Annotated in this window: 16 protein-coding genes and 1 other annotated feature; of the genes, 4 read left to right on the forward strand and 12 right to left on the reverse strand. The window is 57.0% G+C overall.

The annotated features are described in order from the left end of the window. Positions 1-25: 25 nt before the first annotated feature. From NH461_RS05365 to NH461_RS05415, 11 genes are all read right to left on the reverse strand, one after another. On the reverse strand, positions 26-412 hold the full coding sequence (locus NH461_RS05365; protein ID WP_261602223.1) for a GspS/AspS pilotin family protein: 387 nt from the start codon (positions 410-412) through the stop codon (positions 26-28). A 24-nt stretch (positions 413-436) separates the two neighbouring features. Further along, a complete protein-coding gene (locus NH461_RS05370; RefSeq protein WP_261602224.1) occupies positions 437-736 on the reverse strand; it encodes a YciI family protein in 300 nt (99 codons plus the stop codon). Between the two features lie 132 nt (positions 737-868). Next, on the reverse strand, positions 869-1,267 hold the full coding sequence (yciA, locus tag NH461_RS05375) for an acyl-CoA thioester hydrolase YciA (RefSeq protein ID WP_261602225.1): 399 nt from the start codon (positions 1,265-1,267) through the stop codon (positions 869-871). 308 nt (positions 1,268-1,575) lie between these two features. Then, positions 1,576-2,829: a dicarboxylate/amino acid:cation symporter gene (locus NH461_RS05380; RefSeq protein WP_261602226.1), complete on the reverse strand. Its 1,254-nt coding sequence runs from the start codon at positions 2,827-2,829 to the stop codon at positions 1,576-1,578. Between the two features lie 410 nt (positions 2,830-3,239). Further along, entirely contained in the window at positions 3,240-4,049 is an 810-nt protein-coding gene (gene trpA / locus NH461_RS05385) for a tryptophan synthase subunit alpha (protein ID WP_261602227.1), read from the reverse strand. Beyond that, positions 4,049-5,239 (reverse strand): tryptophan synthase subunit beta, encoded by a 1,191-nt coding sequence (trpB, locus tag NH461_RS05390; RefSeq protein ID WP_261602228.1) that lies wholly within the window; start codon positions 5,237-5,239, stop codon positions 4,049-4,051. Before trpB ends, trpA begins: the two co-directional genes overlap by 1 nt. Positions 5,240-5,250: 11 nt before the next feature. Beyond that, positions 5,251-6,621 (reverse strand): bifunctional indole-3-glycerol-phosphate synthase TrpC/phosphoribosylanthranilate isomerase TrpF, encoded by a 1,371-nt coding sequence (trpCF, locus tag NH461_RS05395; RefSeq protein ID WP_261602229.1) that lies wholly within the window; start codon positions 6,619-6,621, stop codon positions 5,251-5,253. 2 nt (positions 6,622-6,623) lie between these two features. Next, positions 6,624-7,634: an anthranilate phosphoribosyltransferase gene (gene trpD, locus NH461_RS05400; protein WP_410000094.1), complete on the reverse strand. Its 1,011-nt coding sequence runs from the start codon at positions 7,632-7,634 to the stop codon at positions 6,624-6,626. 65 nt (positions 7,635-7,699) lie between these two features. Continuing rightward, the gene (locus tag NH461_RS05405) at positions 7,700-8,305 is read right to left on the reverse strand and encodes an aminodeoxychorismate/anthranilate synthase component II (protein ID WP_261602230.1); all 606 of its coding nucleotides are present in this window, start codon (positions 8,303-8,305) and stop codon (positions 7,700-7,702) included. Between the two features lie 10 nt (positions 8,306-8,315). Further along, a complete protein-coding gene (locus NH461_RS05410; RefSeq protein WP_261602231.1) occupies positions 8,316-9,896 on the reverse strand; it encodes an anthranilate synthase component 1 in 1,581 nt (526 codons plus the stop codon). Continuing rightward, the gene (locus tag NH461_RS05415) at positions 9,893-10,906 is read right to left on the reverse strand and encodes a bifunctional 3-deoxy-7-phosphoheptulonate synthase/chorismate mutase (RefSeq protein ID WP_261602232.1); all 1,014 of its coding nucleotides are present in this window, start codon (positions 10,904-10,906) and stop codon (positions 9,893-9,895) included. The genes NH461_RS05410 and NH461_RS05415 overlap by 4 nt, the downstream gene beginning before the upstream one ends. Positions 10,907-10,974: 68 nt before the next feature. After that, positions 10,975-11,070: a sequence feature (Trp leader region), on the reverse strand. Positions 11,071-11,186: 116 nt separating this feature from the next. Here NH461_RS05415 and rnm point away from each other — a divergent pair. The 3 genes from rnm (at position 11,187) to rluB (ending at position 13,931) form a co-directional block, all read left to right on the forward strand. Further along, entirely contained in the window at positions 11,187-12,080 is an 894-nt protein-coding gene (gene rnm, locus NH461_RS05420; protein WP_315903235.1) for an RNase RNM, read from the forward strand. Continuing rightward, complete coding sequence (locus NH461_RS05425) at positions 12,077-12,697, forward strand: L-threonylcarbamoyladenylate synthase (protein WP_261602234.1); 621 nt, start codon at positions 12,077-12,079, stop codon at positions 12,695-12,697. The genes rnm and NH461_RS05425 overlap by 4 nt, the downstream gene beginning before the upstream one ends. A gap of 223 nt (positions 12,698-12,920) precedes the next feature. Beyond that, entirely contained in the window at positions 12,921-13,931 is a 1,011-nt protein-coding gene (gene rluB / locus NH461_RS05430) for a 23S rRNA pseudouridine(2605) synthase RluB (protein WP_261602235.1), read from the forward strand. Between the two features lie 118 nt (positions 13,932-14,049). Here the strand turns inward: rluB and NH461_RS05435 are convergent, their stop codons facing one another. Beyond that, a complete protein-coding gene (locus NH461_RS05435; protein WP_261602236.1) occupies positions 14,050-14,820 on the reverse strand; it encodes a YciK family oxidoreductase in 771 nt (256 codons plus the stop codon). A gap of 105 nt (positions 14,821-14,925) precedes the next feature. Between NH461_RS05435 and sohB the strand changes: the two genes are divergently transcribed. Then, on the forward strand, positions 14,926-15,987 hold the full coding sequence (gene sohB, locus NH461_RS05440) for a protease SohB (RefSeq protein ID WP_261602237.1): 1,062 nt from the start codon (positions 14,926-14,928) through the stop codon (positions 15,985-15,987). The last annotated feature ends 50 nt before the right edge of the window (positions 15,988-16,037 follow it).

The raw sequence follows: 16,037 nt of genomic DNA on the forward strand, positions 1-16,037 counted from the left end.
GGGGTTCATTATGCCGATAAGACGGCTATTTGGTCAGTGACTGGCAATACTCGGTATACACCGGTTGTTCGACCATGGTCCGGCCCCGCATATCCATGATCAGAATGCGATAGCTCACTCCCTCTGCAAACAGCGGCGTGAGCTCTTCATTGCTGCAGTAACTGGCTGCAGCTTTCTTGGCCGCGACGGATGGCGGCACTTTACCGCCGCCGCCATAGAGAATGGTCAGCTCGACGGTTTTTTCCCGTGCCTGGGCCTTCATGACCTGGTACTGGCCAATGCTGTTGTACGGCGCCTTGTTGTTAATCGCCGTCGCCCGGCTCTTGGCCAGCGCTTTGGCAACATCATCCTGGTTGGAGGCACAGCCCGCCAGCAGCAGGATGGCGATTGAGGCAAAAATCTTTTTAAACATCAGTCATCTCAAGAGTGAGTGCGGTTACGGCAGCACTTTTTTGAACGGCTTGACGATCACTTTCTCGTAGACTCCGGCGTCGATGTACGGATCGGCATCGGCCCAGGTTTTGGCGTCTTCCAGCGAGTTGAATTCAGCAATGACGGTTGAACCGGTGAAACCGGCTTCGCCCGGGTTGTCGCTGTCAATCGCAGGCATCGGGCCGGCAACCAACAGGCGGCCTTGTTCTTGCAGATCTTTCAGGCGGGCCAGGTGTTTTTCACGTACGCTCAGGCGGCGTTCCAGGCTGTTCTCGACGTCCTGAGAAAAAATGACATACCACATCTTAGGAATTCTCCCTGTGAAAAATGAAGTTGAAGCTGTTTCAGTGAGATACAGACATCTATCGGGTTGGTGGTTATCTTAAAGTAAAAAAAAAGCCCCAGCCAGTGGCGGGGGCTCATTGTGCGCTCAAGCTTACGCTTTCTGGATCGGGCGCGGACGACCTTCGCTGTTGATCGCGACATAATTGAAAGTCGCTTCACAGACCCGGTATCGCTCGCCGATGCCGTCGACCGCAACCGGTTTGACCCAGACTTCCAGGCCGACGCTCATAGAAGTGTTCCCGATGCGGGTACACTCGCCGTAGCAGCAGACAACATCGCCGACACTGACCGGCGCTTTGAACGCAATGCTTTCCACGGAGACGGTGACGACACGGCCGCCGGAAATTTCTTTGGCCAGGATCGCACCGGCTAAATCGAGCTGGGACATGATCCAACCGCCGAAGATATCGCCGTTGGCATTGGTATCGGCCGGCATGGCAAGGGTGCGGAGCAGCAGTTGTCCGCGAGGAACATGGTTTTCTGTGGTCATGGTTCGGGTTTACTATTGGTTGGGAACAGGTTTGGGTGCCCTATGGTGGGCAATATCACCGCGGCTGGCAAGGGGTAATCCCCATCAAAGTCAGTAAGTGAGCAGAAATAGCGCAGGAAAAATGGTTGAGAACAGGGCAGAGTTTGTAGATCAGTAGTTATTCTACAAGCAAAAATTCTAACGCAGTTATCGCGCATTTTACCAAGCTAGGATGACCCTTTCTTTACTGCGATGGGTATCACTGGGCCTTGCAACGAAAAAGGCTGCGGACAAAGCCGCAGCCAAACAGATCACTGACCGCCAGCGGGTTAGGCGTTCGAAACCTTCTCGGCCGGTTGCTCAGTGGCTTTATCAATGGTGTCATTGATGATCACGGCACAGGCGGCGTCACCGGTGATGTTCAGCGCGGTCCGGATCATGTCGAAGATACGGTCCAGGGCGAACAGCAGCGGCAGGCCTTCGATCGGGATCCCGGCAGACAGCAGTACGGCAACCACCAGGAATGACGGACCCGGCACCCCGGCCTGGCCGACAGCGCCCAGGGTCGAGGTAATGATGATCGCGATGTAAGCGCCCATGCTCAGATCGACATTGAACATCTGGGCAAAGAAGATCGCAACCAGGCCGTAGTAGATCGCATTGCCGCTCATGTTGATGGTCGCGCCCAGCGGCAGGACAAAAGAAGCGGTGGAGTTTTTCACGTTCAGTTCGTCTTCACACACTTCCATGGTGACCGGCAGGGTGGCCATGGATGATGCGGTCGACAGGGCGACGGCTTGCGGCTTCTTCATCACCGACAGGAACTTGATCGGCGAAGTGTTGCTGAACAGTTTGAGCATCAGCGGGTAGAAGATAAAGCCGTAGATCAGAATAGCGCCAACATAGACCACAAACAGCTTGAAGACCACCATCAGGGCGCTGAAACCGAAGGTACCGACGGCATCGGCCATCAGACCGAAGACACCCAGCGGGGCGATTTTCATCACCACGTTGATCATCCACACCATGGCATCGACAATGGCATTGACACCATTGATCAGCGGGTCGCGACGATCTTTTTCAAGTTTGGATAAAGCGATACCAAAGAACAGACAGAACACCAGAATTTGCAGGATATTCGCTTCATTCAGAGACTGGAAGACGTTGGTCGGGATCATGCCCAGCACCGTTGCCCAGAATGACGGCAGGTCCCCTTTGTCCGCATAGGCGTTGGAGAACATGCCTTCAACCCCGGTCAGGTCTACCCCGACACCCGGTTGGAAGACTTCGCCCATGAATAGGGCCAGTGCAACCGCCACGGCTGATGTGAAGCCGAAAAAGCCCAGGGTGGCAAAGCCGACTTTCCCGGCCGACTGACTGCTGCCCAGACCCGCGGCACCGGAGATAATGGCGACGGCGACCAGTGGGATCACCAGCATTTTAATCAAGTGGATAAAAATGCTGCCCAGCGGTGCAAACATGCTGGCTGAGTGGCCCATCATGGCCCCGACCAGCGTCCCGACACACATGGCAATGACGACCTGGACGCCGATATTGCTGAACAGTCCTTTTTCTTTTAACACCTTTAGATACCTCTGTTGTGCTTGTTAGTTCGGTTAGGGTTAAGTGTTGTAATTGTTGTAAATGTTAACCCAATATTTTTGAAGATGTGTTTTTACACGCAATTTTTCGTTTGTTCAATCATTCCTTTCGATATTTTTATCTCATGGCATAGCACGCCGGAATAACTGGCTGATTCCGGCGACTTTGTCACCGGCTACTTTAAGGCGAGGGCGGGGGGAGATCTTTGATCTCATCCGTATTCAGTCGGCTTTTTCGACCGAAAAATAGACAGTTTTTTCGGGCGGTCAAGAGAGCGAGGATGATGGTGCCGCCGCCGGATCTGCGGGCAGAAAAAAGCCGCAGGTGAATGCGGCTTGCATGGTTTGTCTGTTTATCCGGTCAGGCCCCCGGCATCGCCGAGGCGAATGGGTTAACTGAGCCGGGTCGCAGCTTTCATCTCCCGGATAAAGTGATGCATCTGGCTCAGCATTTCCTGCGGGTTGTCCAGATGGTTTTCAATCACTTTCACCACGGCAGAGCCGGAAATCGCTCCGGCTGCCCCGGCTTGGATAGCCGCCGAGACCTGTTCGGGTTTGGAAATCCCGAAGCCCAGCAGCGCCGGTGGCGCGTTGTAGGTCCGCAGGCTTTCGAGCAGGTGATCGACCGGCATGCCGGCCTGGGTTTCCGTGCCGGTCACCCCGGCGCGGGACAGCAGGTAAGTATAACCGCCGCTGAGCTCCGAGACCGTTTTGAGTGTGGCTGCATCGGCATTGGGCGGGGCGATGAAAATCGGGTGAATACCGTGCTTTAGCGCCGCCTCGCGAAATTCAGCCGAGGCGCCGACCGGGACATCGGCAATCAGGACGGAGTCCACACCCGCCTCGGCACACTGCTGATAGAAACGGTCGATCCCCGCCGCAAACACCAGGTTGGCGTACATCAGCAGGCCAATCGGTACGTCCGGGTGATTGGCGCGAATTTTAGCCAGCAGGTCGAAACAGACGGCCGGAGTGGTTCCGGCATCCAGGGCGCGAATGGTGGCGCCCTGAATGGTCGGGCCGTCTGCCAGCGGATCGGAGAAGGGGATCCCCAGCTCCAGGGCGTCGGCTCCGGCCTCAATCAGGGTTTCAATCACCTTCAGGGATTGCTCCGGGGTTGGATCCCCGATGGTCACGAAGGGAACAAACGCGCCTTCCTGTTGTGTTTCCAGGCGTTCAAATAGTGCTTGATACCGATCCATTACAGCGCTCCCTTTCCTTCTAAAATCGCATGTACCGTAAAAATGTCTTTGTCACCGCGGCCGGACAGGTTGACCACCAGCAGCTGCTCTTTATCCGGGGTTTGTCGGATCAGCTTCAGGGCATAGGCCAGGGCATGGGCGGATTCCAGCGCCGGGATGATCCCTTCGCTGCGGGCCAGTTCCTGGAACGCATCCAGTGCCTCATCATCAGTGACCGAGCCGTACTCGGCACGGCCCGTAGCATTGAGGTGGGCGTGTTGCGGCCCGACCGACGGGAAATCGAGTCCTGCAGAGACGGAATAGGACTCTTCGACCTGACCGTGCTCATCCTGCATCAGCGGCGCTTTCATGCCGAAGAAAATCCCCAGTTTGCCGTGCTTGAGTGGCGCGCCGTGCATGTTGGTGTCCAGCCCTTTCCCGGCCGGCTCGACGCCGATCAGTCCCACTTCCGGGTTGTCGATGAAGTCGGCAAACATGCCGATGGCATTGGAGCCGCCGCCGACACAGGCGATCACGGCATCCGGCAGACGACCTTCTTTTTCCAGGATCTGGGCTTTGGTTTCTTCGCCGATGATGCGCTGGAATTCACGGACAATGGTCGGGAACGGGTGCGGCCCGGCGGCCGTGCCCAGCAGGTAGTGGGCCTTGTCGTAGGTGGCTGACCAGTCCCGCATCGCCTCGTTACAGGCATCTTTGAGGGTCGCGGAGCCGGAGTGAACCGGGATCACTTCGGCGCCCATCAGTTTCATTCGGAAGACGTTCGGGCTCTGGCGCTCGACGTCTTTGGCACCCATGTAAACCCGGCATTTCAGGCCCAGCAGGGCACAGGCCAGGGCGGTTGCGACGCCGTGCTGTCCGGCACCGGTTTCGGCGATAATCTCATCTTTCCCCATACGCTTGGCCAGCAAAGCCTGACCCAGTACCTGGTTGGTTTTGTGGGCACCGCCGTGGAGCAGATCTTCACGCTTGAGAAACAGTTTGGTTTTGGTGCCCTTGGTCAGGTTACGGCACAGGGTTAGCGCCGTCGGACGACCGGCATATTCCTGCAGCAGCTCGAGAAACTCCTGCTGAAAACTCGGATCCTGCTGGGCATCGACAAAAGCGGCTTCCAGCTGGTCCAGTGCCGGGACCAGAATTTGCGGCACATACTGACCGCCGAATTCGCCAAAATAGGCATTAAGTTTACTCATTACATCTGTCCTTAATATTTTCTGATTGCCGCAAAGGCCGCTTTTAACTTTTCAGGATCTTTCTTGCCGGGGGCGCTTTCAACACCGGAGTTTAAGTCCAGTCCTTTGCAGCCCAGGTGCGCCGCTTCGCAAACGTTGTCGGGGTTCAGCCCGCCGGCCAGCATGGTGATTTGCTTTTGCTCATCGGGGATCAGGCGCCAGTCGAAAGCAACTCCGGTACCGCCGGACTGGTTGCCGACTTTGCTGTCGAGCAGGTGGCGGTCAGCATTCCACTGTCTGAGATCCGGCAAGGTGTCAGCGATGCCGTGGGCTTTCCAGACTTCACAGTCAGTCGGTAGTTGTGCCCTCAGGCTTTGAACGTATGCCGGGGTTTCGTCGCCGTGCAACTGTACTGCTGCCAGCGACAGGGTTTTGGCTGCTTTGGTGACGGCATCCGGGTCGGCATTGCGGAACACCCCGACATACTTGAGCGGTGCACCGCTCATGATCATCCGTGCCTGTTCGATATCCACCTGACGCGGAGAGCCGGAGACAAAAATCAGGCCGCCGAAGACTGCACCGCTTTGGTAGGCTGCTGCGGCGTCATCGGCATGGGTCAGGCCGCAGACCTTGTTTTCTCCCAAGAGGACGCTGCGCACCGCCAGCTCCAGGTTGTCTTCGGACATCAGTGAGCTGCCGATCAAAAAGCCGTTGGCATACGGGGCCAGCTCACGCACCTGTTGGTGGGTGTAGATCCCGGATTCGGAAATCACAATGGTGTCTTCCGGCAGTCGCGGCGCGAGGCTTTTGGTTCGGTCGAGATCGATACTCAAATCCCGCAGGTCGCGGTTATTGATCCCGACCACTCGGGCCTTGAGCGCAATGGCTCGCGTCAGTTCGGCGTCGTTGCTGACTTCGGTCAGGATCCCCAGGTTGAGCTGGTCGGCAACCTCGGCCAGTTCGCGGTACTGGTCGTCATCGAGAACCGACAGCATCAACAGGATCGCATCGGCCTGGTAATGACGAGCGAGGTAAACCTGGTACGGGTCAATCATAAAGTCTTTGCACAGCACCGGCTGGCTGACCTGGCTTCGCACGCGGGGCAGAAAATTAAAATTGCCCTGGAAGTATTTCTCGTCGGTTAAGACGGAAATGGCGCTGGCATAGCGGTTGTAAACTCCGGCGATGTAGTCGAGGTCGAAGTCTTCGCGGATCAGCCCTTTTGAGGGGGATGCCTTTTTACATTCCAGAATAAAGGCGCTCTGTTCGCCGGACAGAGCGGTGTAAAAGTCACGATCGCTCGGTTGCAACTGGTCGATAAAGCTGTCCAGTGGTTGCTGCACTTTTCGTGCGGCGACCCATTGTTTTTTGTCCGCGACAATTTTTGCGAGTACGGTTTCCATGATTAACCTCTTGCTGCCAGTTGTTCGACCAGAGTATAGGCCTTGCCCGATTGCATGACATCCAGCGCCTGCCGGGTATTGGCTTTGAGATCTTCCTGACCGAACAGGCGCAGCAGTAGCGCGACATTCACCGCTACGGCCGCCCGTTGGGCCGGGGTGCCTTTCCCGGTCAGGATCTGGGTGATGATCGCCCGGTTTTCTTCCGGCTCGCCGCCTTTGATGGCTTCCAGATCGTAGCTTGCAACACCAAAATCTTCCGGGGTCAGGGTGTATTCCCGGATGTCGCCATCAATGATTTCAGCCACGGTGGTCGGGGCGTGGATCGCGACTTCATCCAATCCGCTGCCGTGAACGACGGCGGCTCGCTTCATGCCCATGGTCGCCATGGTTTCCGCAATGGGGCGGACCAGCGCTTGGTCATAGACGCCCATCAGCTCGATGTTGGGCCGAGCCGGGTTAATCAACGGGCCGAGCAGGTTGAAGATGGTGCGGGTTTTCAGGCACTGGCGCACCGGCATCGCATGGCGGACACCGCCGTGATACTGGGGCGCGAACAGAAAGCAAACGCCGAGATCGTCCAGGGCGGCGCGGGTCTGGTCAGCGTCCATCGCCAGGTTAATTCCGAACTTGTCGAGTAGATCGGAAGAGCCGGATTTGCTCGACACCCCACGGTTGCCGTGCTTGGCGACTTTGACCCCGCAGGCCGCGGCCACAAAGGCGGCGGTGGTGGAAATATTGATGGTGTTATGGCCGTCGCCGCCGGTGCCGACGATATCGGCAAAATCATAGTCCGGGCGGGGAAACGGATTGGCGTTGGCCAGCAGGGCCTTGGCCGCTCCGGCGATCTCGGCCGGGGTTTCCCCTTTGATTTTCAATGCGGTCAGAATGGCTGACAGCAAGATGGGCTCGACATCACCTTTAATGATGGCATCGAACAAGGTCTGGCTTTCGGTCTGGGTCAGTGGCTGCTGCTGGTACAGCTTGTCAGCCAGCGTATAAATTGTTGCGTCCATGGTCTCTCTTCCTTACTTCATGATGATGGGGCCATTTTCAAGCCGCCATTTTTTATCCCATCAGCTTATGCCGCATGATTTGCCGTCTTTGACATCACCCAGTCCAATGTGTGGGTGAGTAGCCGGGCGCCTTGGGTGGTGAGAATGGACTCGGGGTGGAACTGGTAACCGCACACGCGATCGGCGTCATGGGTCACGGCCATCACCAGGCCATCGACATCCGCGACGGTGGTGAGGGTTGCCGGGACTTCAGTTGCGACCAGCGAGTGGTAGCGGGCGATGGTGAGCGGGCTCGGCAGGTCGCCGAAGACCGCATGGCCGTTGTGGGTCATGGTGGCGGCCTTGCCGTGGACAATCTCACCGGCCCCTTCGACGGTGCCGCCGTAGGCTTCTACGATGGCCTGATGCCCCAGGCAAATGCCGATCATCGGCACTTTGCCGCGCACGCGCTGGATAAGTTCCGGCATACAGCCGGCTTCGGACGGTGCGCCGGGACCGGGGGAGAGGACCAGCACCGGGTTGGTTTTCTCCGCCAGCGCCTGCTCAATTTGTTCGGCACTCAGGCTGTTGCGGTAAACGGTCACCTGGCAGCCGAGGGCGCGGAACTGATCCACCAGGTTGTAGGTAAAGGAGTCAAAATTATCGAGTAAAACAATATGGGCCGGGCTCATGACGGACTCCTTAGGCCGATGGGGTTGAGGCACGATGTGCCTGACGGATGGCGTTGATCACCGCTTGCGCTTTGCTGCGGGTTTCATCGGCTTCGGCTTGCGGGACAGAGTCGTAAACCACCCCGGCTCCGGCTTGGACACTGGCGACGCCGTTTTCGACATAGGCCGAGCGGATCACGATACAGGTATCCATATCGCCCTGACCGGTCAGATAGCCGACGGCACCGCCGTAGCTGCCGCGGCGACGTTGTTCCACTTCGCGGATCAGCTGCATGGCACGGATTTTCGGCGCGCCGGTCAGGGTGCCCATGTTCATACAGGCCTGGTAGGCGTGCAGGGCATCGAGATCTCCGCGCAACTGGCCGACAACACGGGACACCAGGTGCATCACATGGCTGTAGCGATCGACCTGAAGCAGGTCGGCAACATAGCGGCTGCCCGGCTCACTGATCCGCGCCACATCGTTGCGGGCCAGATCGACCAGCATCATGTGCTCGGCGTTCTCTTTCATGTCGCTGCGCAGCTCGAGCTCAATGCGGCCGTCGAGATCGAGGTTGATCGAACCATCCGGGTTCTTGCCGCGCTGGCGTGTACCGGCAATCGGATAAATTTCGACCTGATTGCTGTCGGTGCAGTATTTCAGCGCGCTTTCCGGCGAGGCCCCGAACAGGATGAAATCGGCATCCTGGAGGTAGAACATGTACGGACTCGGGTTGCCGATTTTCAACTCTTTGTAAGCAACCAGCGGCGACGGACACGGCAAGGTGAACTGGCGTGACGGCACCACCTGGAAGACATCACCGCGGATCACATGCTGTTTCAGATCCTCGACCTGTTGGCAGAAATCTGGATCACTGACGCTGGCGATCGGCTCACAGGTGTCGAGCAGCGCCGCTTTCGGCAGCGGCTTGGGCTCCAGACACGCTTCTTTAATATGTTGCAACCGGCGACTGAGCTCGAAATAGCTGGCGGTGTAGTTGTCGCCGCCAAACAGGGTCGCTTGCAGTTTGCCGCGGCGTTTCTGGTGATCAATCACCAGCAGGGTTTCGGCAATATAGAACAGGTAGTCGGGACACGCGTTATCGGCCGGGACGTCGGGCAGGGGTTCAAACCCGGCGACGACGTCATAGGCAAACAGGCCGCCGAGGAACAGAGCCTCGCGCGGATGACCCTGGGTGTTGAAGGTGTGCTGGATCAGCCGCAGCGCATCAAAAGATGACGTCTGACGCAACCGGCTGTCTTCATCCAAATGACGCTCGGCTGACGGGAAGTCCAGAGTCAGGCACTGGGCGTCACGTTGGTGGCGCACATCCACGGGTAGTGCTTTGGCGATAGTGTTGAGAACGTTCTGGCCGTTATCGCTCAGGGCCTCGAGGCGAACCTGATGACCGCGACAGACAATCCGCACGGCGGCGTCGATGAGCATCAGGCTTTTTAAGTCTTCCTTGGAGTCGATCTCGGCCGACTCCAGCAAGAGGTTGTGCGGGCGATCCCCGCAGACGGAGTAGTACAGCTCCGTCGGATCGGCGACATAGGGCACATCCAGGCTCAGCAGCTCCAGTTCGCCGATATCTATTGAGGTCGTTTTCACAGCGTTCTCCCTGCCGCTTCTACAAACGGTTTTAACTCTTGCATTAACTGCTCAAACATCGGACCGGTCAGTGCCTGGTGGCCGTCAGACAGGGCTTCGCTCGGATTGAGGTGCGATTCCACAATGATCCCGTCGGCACCGACTGCGGCAGCAGCACGGGACATGGGGATCACCAGCTCGCGTACCCCGGTGCCGTGGCTCGGGTCGACGACGACCGGCAGGTGCGTGCGCTGTTTGAGGTAGGCGACGGCATTGAGGTCCAATGTATTCCTTGTCGCTGTTTCGTAGGTGCGGATCCCGCGTTCACACAGGATAATGTTCGGATTTCCGGCATCAAAGATGTATTCCGCAGCCAGGAGCAACTCTTCGATAGTGGCGGAAAGTCCGCGTTTGAGCAAGACCGGTTTGTCGCTTTCTCCCACGGCTTTGAGCAGGGCGTAGTTTTGCATGTTGCGTGCGCCGATCTGCAGGCAGTCGACATATTGGCACAGACTTTCAACCTGGCCCACTTCCATGACTTCGGAGACGGTCGGCAGTCCAAGCTGCTGATTTGCCTGCTGAAGCAGTTTCAGCCCTGCCACGCCCAGACCCTGGAAGTCATACGGACTGGTCCGGGGCTTGTAAGCGCCGCCACGCAGGGCAACGGCGCCATGCTTTTTCACCATTTCAGCGACGGCCATCAGCTGGGCTTCCGATTCGACCGAGCACGGGCCGGCAATCACTGCAAATTTATCGCCGCCGACGGCCGCATTGCCGAAGCGAACCACGGTATCGTGTGCCTGGACTTCCCGGCTGACCATTTTGTACTTGGTCAGGATCGGTTTGACGGTTTCTACGCAAGGATAGGCATCCAAATGCAGGGTTTGCAGGATACGTTCATCGCCCAGTGCCCCCAGGACGATGCGTTCGACTCCCGGCATGTATAGCGGTTTGAGGCCCGCGGCTTCAATACGGCTCAGAATCTCTTGGGCTTGCGCTTCGCTGGCTTGGGGTTTCAGTACAATAATCATGGTCGTCTCTATTCCTGAGTTGGGGGCAGCCGGGTCGACGGCGTTGCATATTTTTTGAATGAATCGGTATAAAAAAGCCCGCAATTTTGCGGGCTTGTGTGTGTTGGGCCATCAGGCACAGCAAATCACACTACCCGCGAAAGGAAGTGCCACCACCAAGAGAAGAAAGCGCAGAGCTGATGATGAAATTGCTGTACCATGTAAATATCCTGTAAGTTGAATACGGGGTAACTGCGTACTAGTAAACTAGTTCATAAATTCAATGTCAAGAAATTCATTTATGTTATTTGATTTACATAGCCACACGACGGCGTCGGACGGCCGCTTATCCCCGGAAGATTTGGTGAAACGCGCCGTGACGCATCGGGTGAATGTGCTGGCGATCACGGATCACGATACCGTCGCGGGGCTTGCGCCGGCGCAGCAGGCGATTGACGCAGAAAATTTGCCGCTGACGCTCATCAAAGGTATTGAAATATCGACACTTTGGCGAAATTTTGATATTCACATTGTCGGCCTGAATATCGACCCGGAACATCCGGCACTGGTGAGCTTGATTGCCGAGCAGGCCGTGCGTCGGGAAGCCAGAGCTGCGCTGATTGCCGAGCGCCTGGCGAAACACCGGATGCCGGGCGCACTTGAAGGCGCCAAAGCCCTGGCCGGGGATGCGACCCTGACCCGGGCCCACTTTGCCCAGTGGCTGGTGGCACAAGGTTATGCCAAGAATATGCAGGCGGTGTTTAAAAAGTTCCTGACCCGGAATAACCCGGGGTATGTGCCGCCGAACTGGTGCTCAATTGCTGAGGCGGTGGCCGCGATCCATGCGGCCGGAGGACAGGCGGTGCTGGCTCATCCCGGGCGCTATCAGTTCAACGGCAAATGGCTCAAGCGTTTGCTGACCTCGTTTGTTGAAGCCAACGGGGACGCGATGGAAGTGGCTCAGCCGCAACAGGCACCGCAGGAGCGCCGTCTGTTGGGCGATTACGCCATTGAATATAATTTGCTTGCTTCGCAAGGCTCTGATTTTCATTATCCATCACCATGGACAGAGCTGGGCCGCAACCTCTGGTTGCCCAAGGGGGTGACGGAGGTCTGGCAGGATTGGCAAGTCGAGAAGAAGCAAGTAGATGAAGCGGCTGCGCCCTCGGCGGAGTCCAGTGAGGAGGAAGAATGAGTCAATTTTTTTACGTTCACCCGGAAACACCACAAAATCGTTTGATCACCCAGGCGGTGGCGATCATTCGCAGCGGTGGGGTGATTGTCTATCCGACCGATTCCGGCTATGCGCTGGGATGCCAGTTGGAAAACAAACAGGCCCTGGAGCGGATCTGCCGCATCCGCCGCCTGGATGATAAGCACAATTTTACCCTGCTGTGTCGGGACTTATCGGAGCTGTCGTTATACGCCCGGGTCGATAATACGGCGTTTCGCCTGCTGCGCAATAACACGCCGGGTGCTTATACGTTTATCTTTAAAGGGACCAAGGAAGTACCGCGCCGCCTGATGAACCCGAAGCGGAAAACCATCGGGATCCGGGTGCCGGACAATGCGATTGCCCTGGCCCTGCTTGAGGCGTTGGGGGAGCCGATGATGTCGACGTCGCTGATCCTGCCGAACAATACGGTGGCAGAATCCGACCCGGATGATATCCGCGATAAGCTGGAGCATGCGGTGGATCTGATCATCAATGGAGGTTTCCTCGGCGAGCAGCCGACAACCGTGATTGATTTCAGCAATGACACGGTGGAAATCGCTCGTCAGGGTGCCGGCAACCCGGCGCCGTTTCTGTAACGGCGCAACCGAGCTGAGCCTCAATAATCGCCGGGTTGCTTATCTTGGCGGGGTTGCCTGCGGAAAAGCGTGTTTTTCGGTGGTTGTGGCGGTGTTTATCGGTGGTAACTGCGGCGCGATTTTGGCATAATTCGCCGTCGCTTTAAGCCTGCTTAAAGCAAGTATTCTTAAAGCAAGTATTGATGATGTTTCGACGCCTGTGAAGGCGACAAAGGTTTGTCTGATGAGTGAAAAATTACAGAAAGTGCTGGCCCGTTCCGGCCAGGGTTCCCGCCGCGAGATCGAACTGATGATCCAGAACGGGCGTGTGAGTATCGACGGGAAGGTTGCCAAGCTGGGTGATCGTCTGGAAGATCTGAATGCCCTGGTTCGTATCGACGGCCATAAAGTTGATTTGGTGGCACTTTCTGACGAAGTGTGCCGCGTATTGGCCTATAACAAGCCGGAAGGTGAGTTATGTACTCGGCATGATCCGGAAGGACGTCGTACGGTCTTTGATCGCCTGCCGCGCCTGACAGAAGGCCGCTGGGTATCTGTCGGTCGTCTGGATGCCAACACCGCAGGTTTGCTGCTGTTTACCACCGATGGTGAGCTGGCAAACCGCCTGATGCACCCGAGCCGCTGTGTGCAACGTGAGTACATGGTCCGTGTGTTCGGTGAGGTGACGGAAGAGATGGTCCGCAACCTGGTGCGCGGCGTGGAGCTGGAAGACGGCATGGCCCGTTTTGAAGACGTGGTCTACGCCGGTGGTGAAGGTATGAACCACACCTTCTACGTGGTGATCACCGAGGGTCGTAACCGTGAGGTACGCCGCCTGTGGGATTCACAAGGGGTGACGGTGAGCCGCCTGAAGCGTGTTCGCTACGGTGACATTTTCCTGACCAAAGATCTGCCGCGCGGCGGCTGGATGGAACTGGAACTGAAGGAAGTGAACTACCTGCGTGAAATGGTTGAGCTGCCACCGGAGTCAGAAACCATGCTGACCGTGGAAGGCCAGAAGCGCAAGAAAGGGGTGCGTCAGATCCGTCGTGCGGTGCGTCGTCATGAAGAGCGCGTCAGCGATGAATCGCAGGGTCGCCGTGGTCGTAAAGACCAGCGTCGTACCACCGGCCGGAGCCAGGAGGCGGAAAGTGGCAATTCACAGCAACAGCGTCGCCGCAAGCCGTCCGGAAATGCAGCGAACCGTCGCAACCCGCTGAAAAACAAGCCAGCGAAGCCACGTTCACGGAAGTAATCCTTTCGGGAAAACCGGGGTCCCCCCGCCCCCGGGACCATACGAATAAAAAAGCAGCCAATGGCTGCTTTTTTTGTCGCGGTTGTTCATGACTGAACTGCCTGAGAGGAAGTTCGGATTAGCTTTCCGTGCTTGCCGGTCCCGGCTGACGTTTTGGCTGCGCATCAATACATTGGCCATGGACGTCTTTGCTCTCCGGCCCCATCAGGTAGAGATACAGCGGCATGATATCCGCCGGGGTTTTCAGCAGGGAAGCATCTTCAGCCGGGAACGCTTTGGCCCGCATGCCGGTTCGGGTGCCGCCCGGATTAATCGCATTAACCCGGACATGGGTGTTGCTCAGCTCGTCGGCCAGCACCTGCATCATGCCTTCAGTGGCAAATTTGGAGATGGCGTAAGCGCCCCAGAATGCACGGCCCTGATGGCCCACGGAAGACGAGGTGAAGAGAATTCGGCCGTCTTGGGCTTTCTTGACCAGCGGCATCAATGCCTGCGTCATCAGGAATTGGGCTTTGACGTTGACCTGCATGACGTCGTCAAAAGTATCTTCACCCAGCTGATCAAACGGGCTCAATACGCCCAGCAGACCGGCATTGTGCAGGACCCCGTCGAGATGGCCGAACTGACCTTCAATGGTCTCTGCCATATCTTGGTAGTTCTGCTTGGTTGCCCCCATCAGATCCAACGGGATAATCGCGGGTTGCGGGTATCCCAGCGCTTCTATTTCATCGTATACGGCTTCAAGCTTTGCCACTGTGCGGCCAAGCAAAATAACAGTTGCACCGTGAGCTGCGTAGCTGATGGCGGCCTGACGACCGATACCTTCTCCGGCACCGGTTACCAGAATGACGCGATCTTTAAGCGAATCGGCAGCAATTTGATATTCCACGTGTAACTTCCTTATTGGTTTTTTCGTTTTCCTATTGTATTGCGATAGCGGTATGGGTGACAACTTGGTTACAATGAAGAAAATGCCAAAAATGAGGACTCAACATTGGATTTTTTGTTTGATTACGGGCTGTTCCTGGCCAAGATTGCCACGGTTGTGATCGCCATTGTCAGCATTCTGGTCCTGGCCAAAGGGCTGAGCGGTCGCCAGGGCGGGCGAAAAGGCGAGCTGGAAGTGACGGATCTGACCGAGCAGTATAAAAATACGGTCCACCAGCTGGAAGCTCACCTGTATGACAAACCGTTGCTCAAAGCGCGGGAGAAAGCGTCGAAAAAATCGGATAAAGAAAAGAACAAGGCCCGCCAGAGCGAAATCAAAAAAGCGGCCAAGGAAGGGGAGCTGTCTCAGGTCCGTGAGCCGCGGTTATTTGTCCTCGATTTTCACGGCAGCATTGATGCCCGGGAAGTGTCGGCACTCCGGGAAGAAGTGAGCGCCATTCTGGCCGTGGCGACGGAGGGCGACGAGGTGTTGCTGCGTCTGGAAACCGGTGGCGGGATGGTTCACGGTTACGGCCTGGCGTCTTCGCAGCTCGATCGCCTCAAAGCTGCCGGGATCACCCTGACCATCGCCGTGGATAAAGTGGCGGCGAGTGGCGGTTACATGATGGCGTGTGTGGCCGATAAAATCATCTCGGCCCCATTTGCCGTGGTGGGCTCTATTGGCGTGATTGCCCAACTGCCGAACTTTAATAAAGTATTGAAAAAGCACGACATTGAATTTGAGCAAATCACTGCGGGTGAATTTAAGCGAACGCTCACGATGTTCGGCGAAAACACGGATAAAGCGCGAGATAAGTTCAAGTCCGAGATCGAAGAAACCCACGACCTGTTCAAGCAGTTCATTGCCGAGCATCGTCCGGCTCTGGATCTGGGCGCGGTGGCAACCGGTGAACACTGGTTTGGCAAGCAGGCCCTGGCGTTGGGGCTGGTGGATGAGATCGGCACCAGTGACGATGTGATCGCCGCTGCGTGTCAGGAGCGGGAAGTGCTGGCCGTACGTTATGTCCAGCGGAAAAAGCTGGCCGAGAAACTGGCTGGTGCGACCGGTGAAGCGGCGGACAGCCTGTTGCTGAAGTGGATCAGCCGCGGCCAGCGCCCGATTGTCTGAGCCATTGGCAGCGATTCATTTGACCTTCGGGTGAAATCATCACAGCCCCG

It is taken from the genome of Photobacterium sp. TY1-4, assembly GCF_025398175.1.
Lineage (GTDB): Bacteria > Pseudomonadota > Gammaproteobacteria > Enterobacterales > Vibrionaceae > Photobacterium.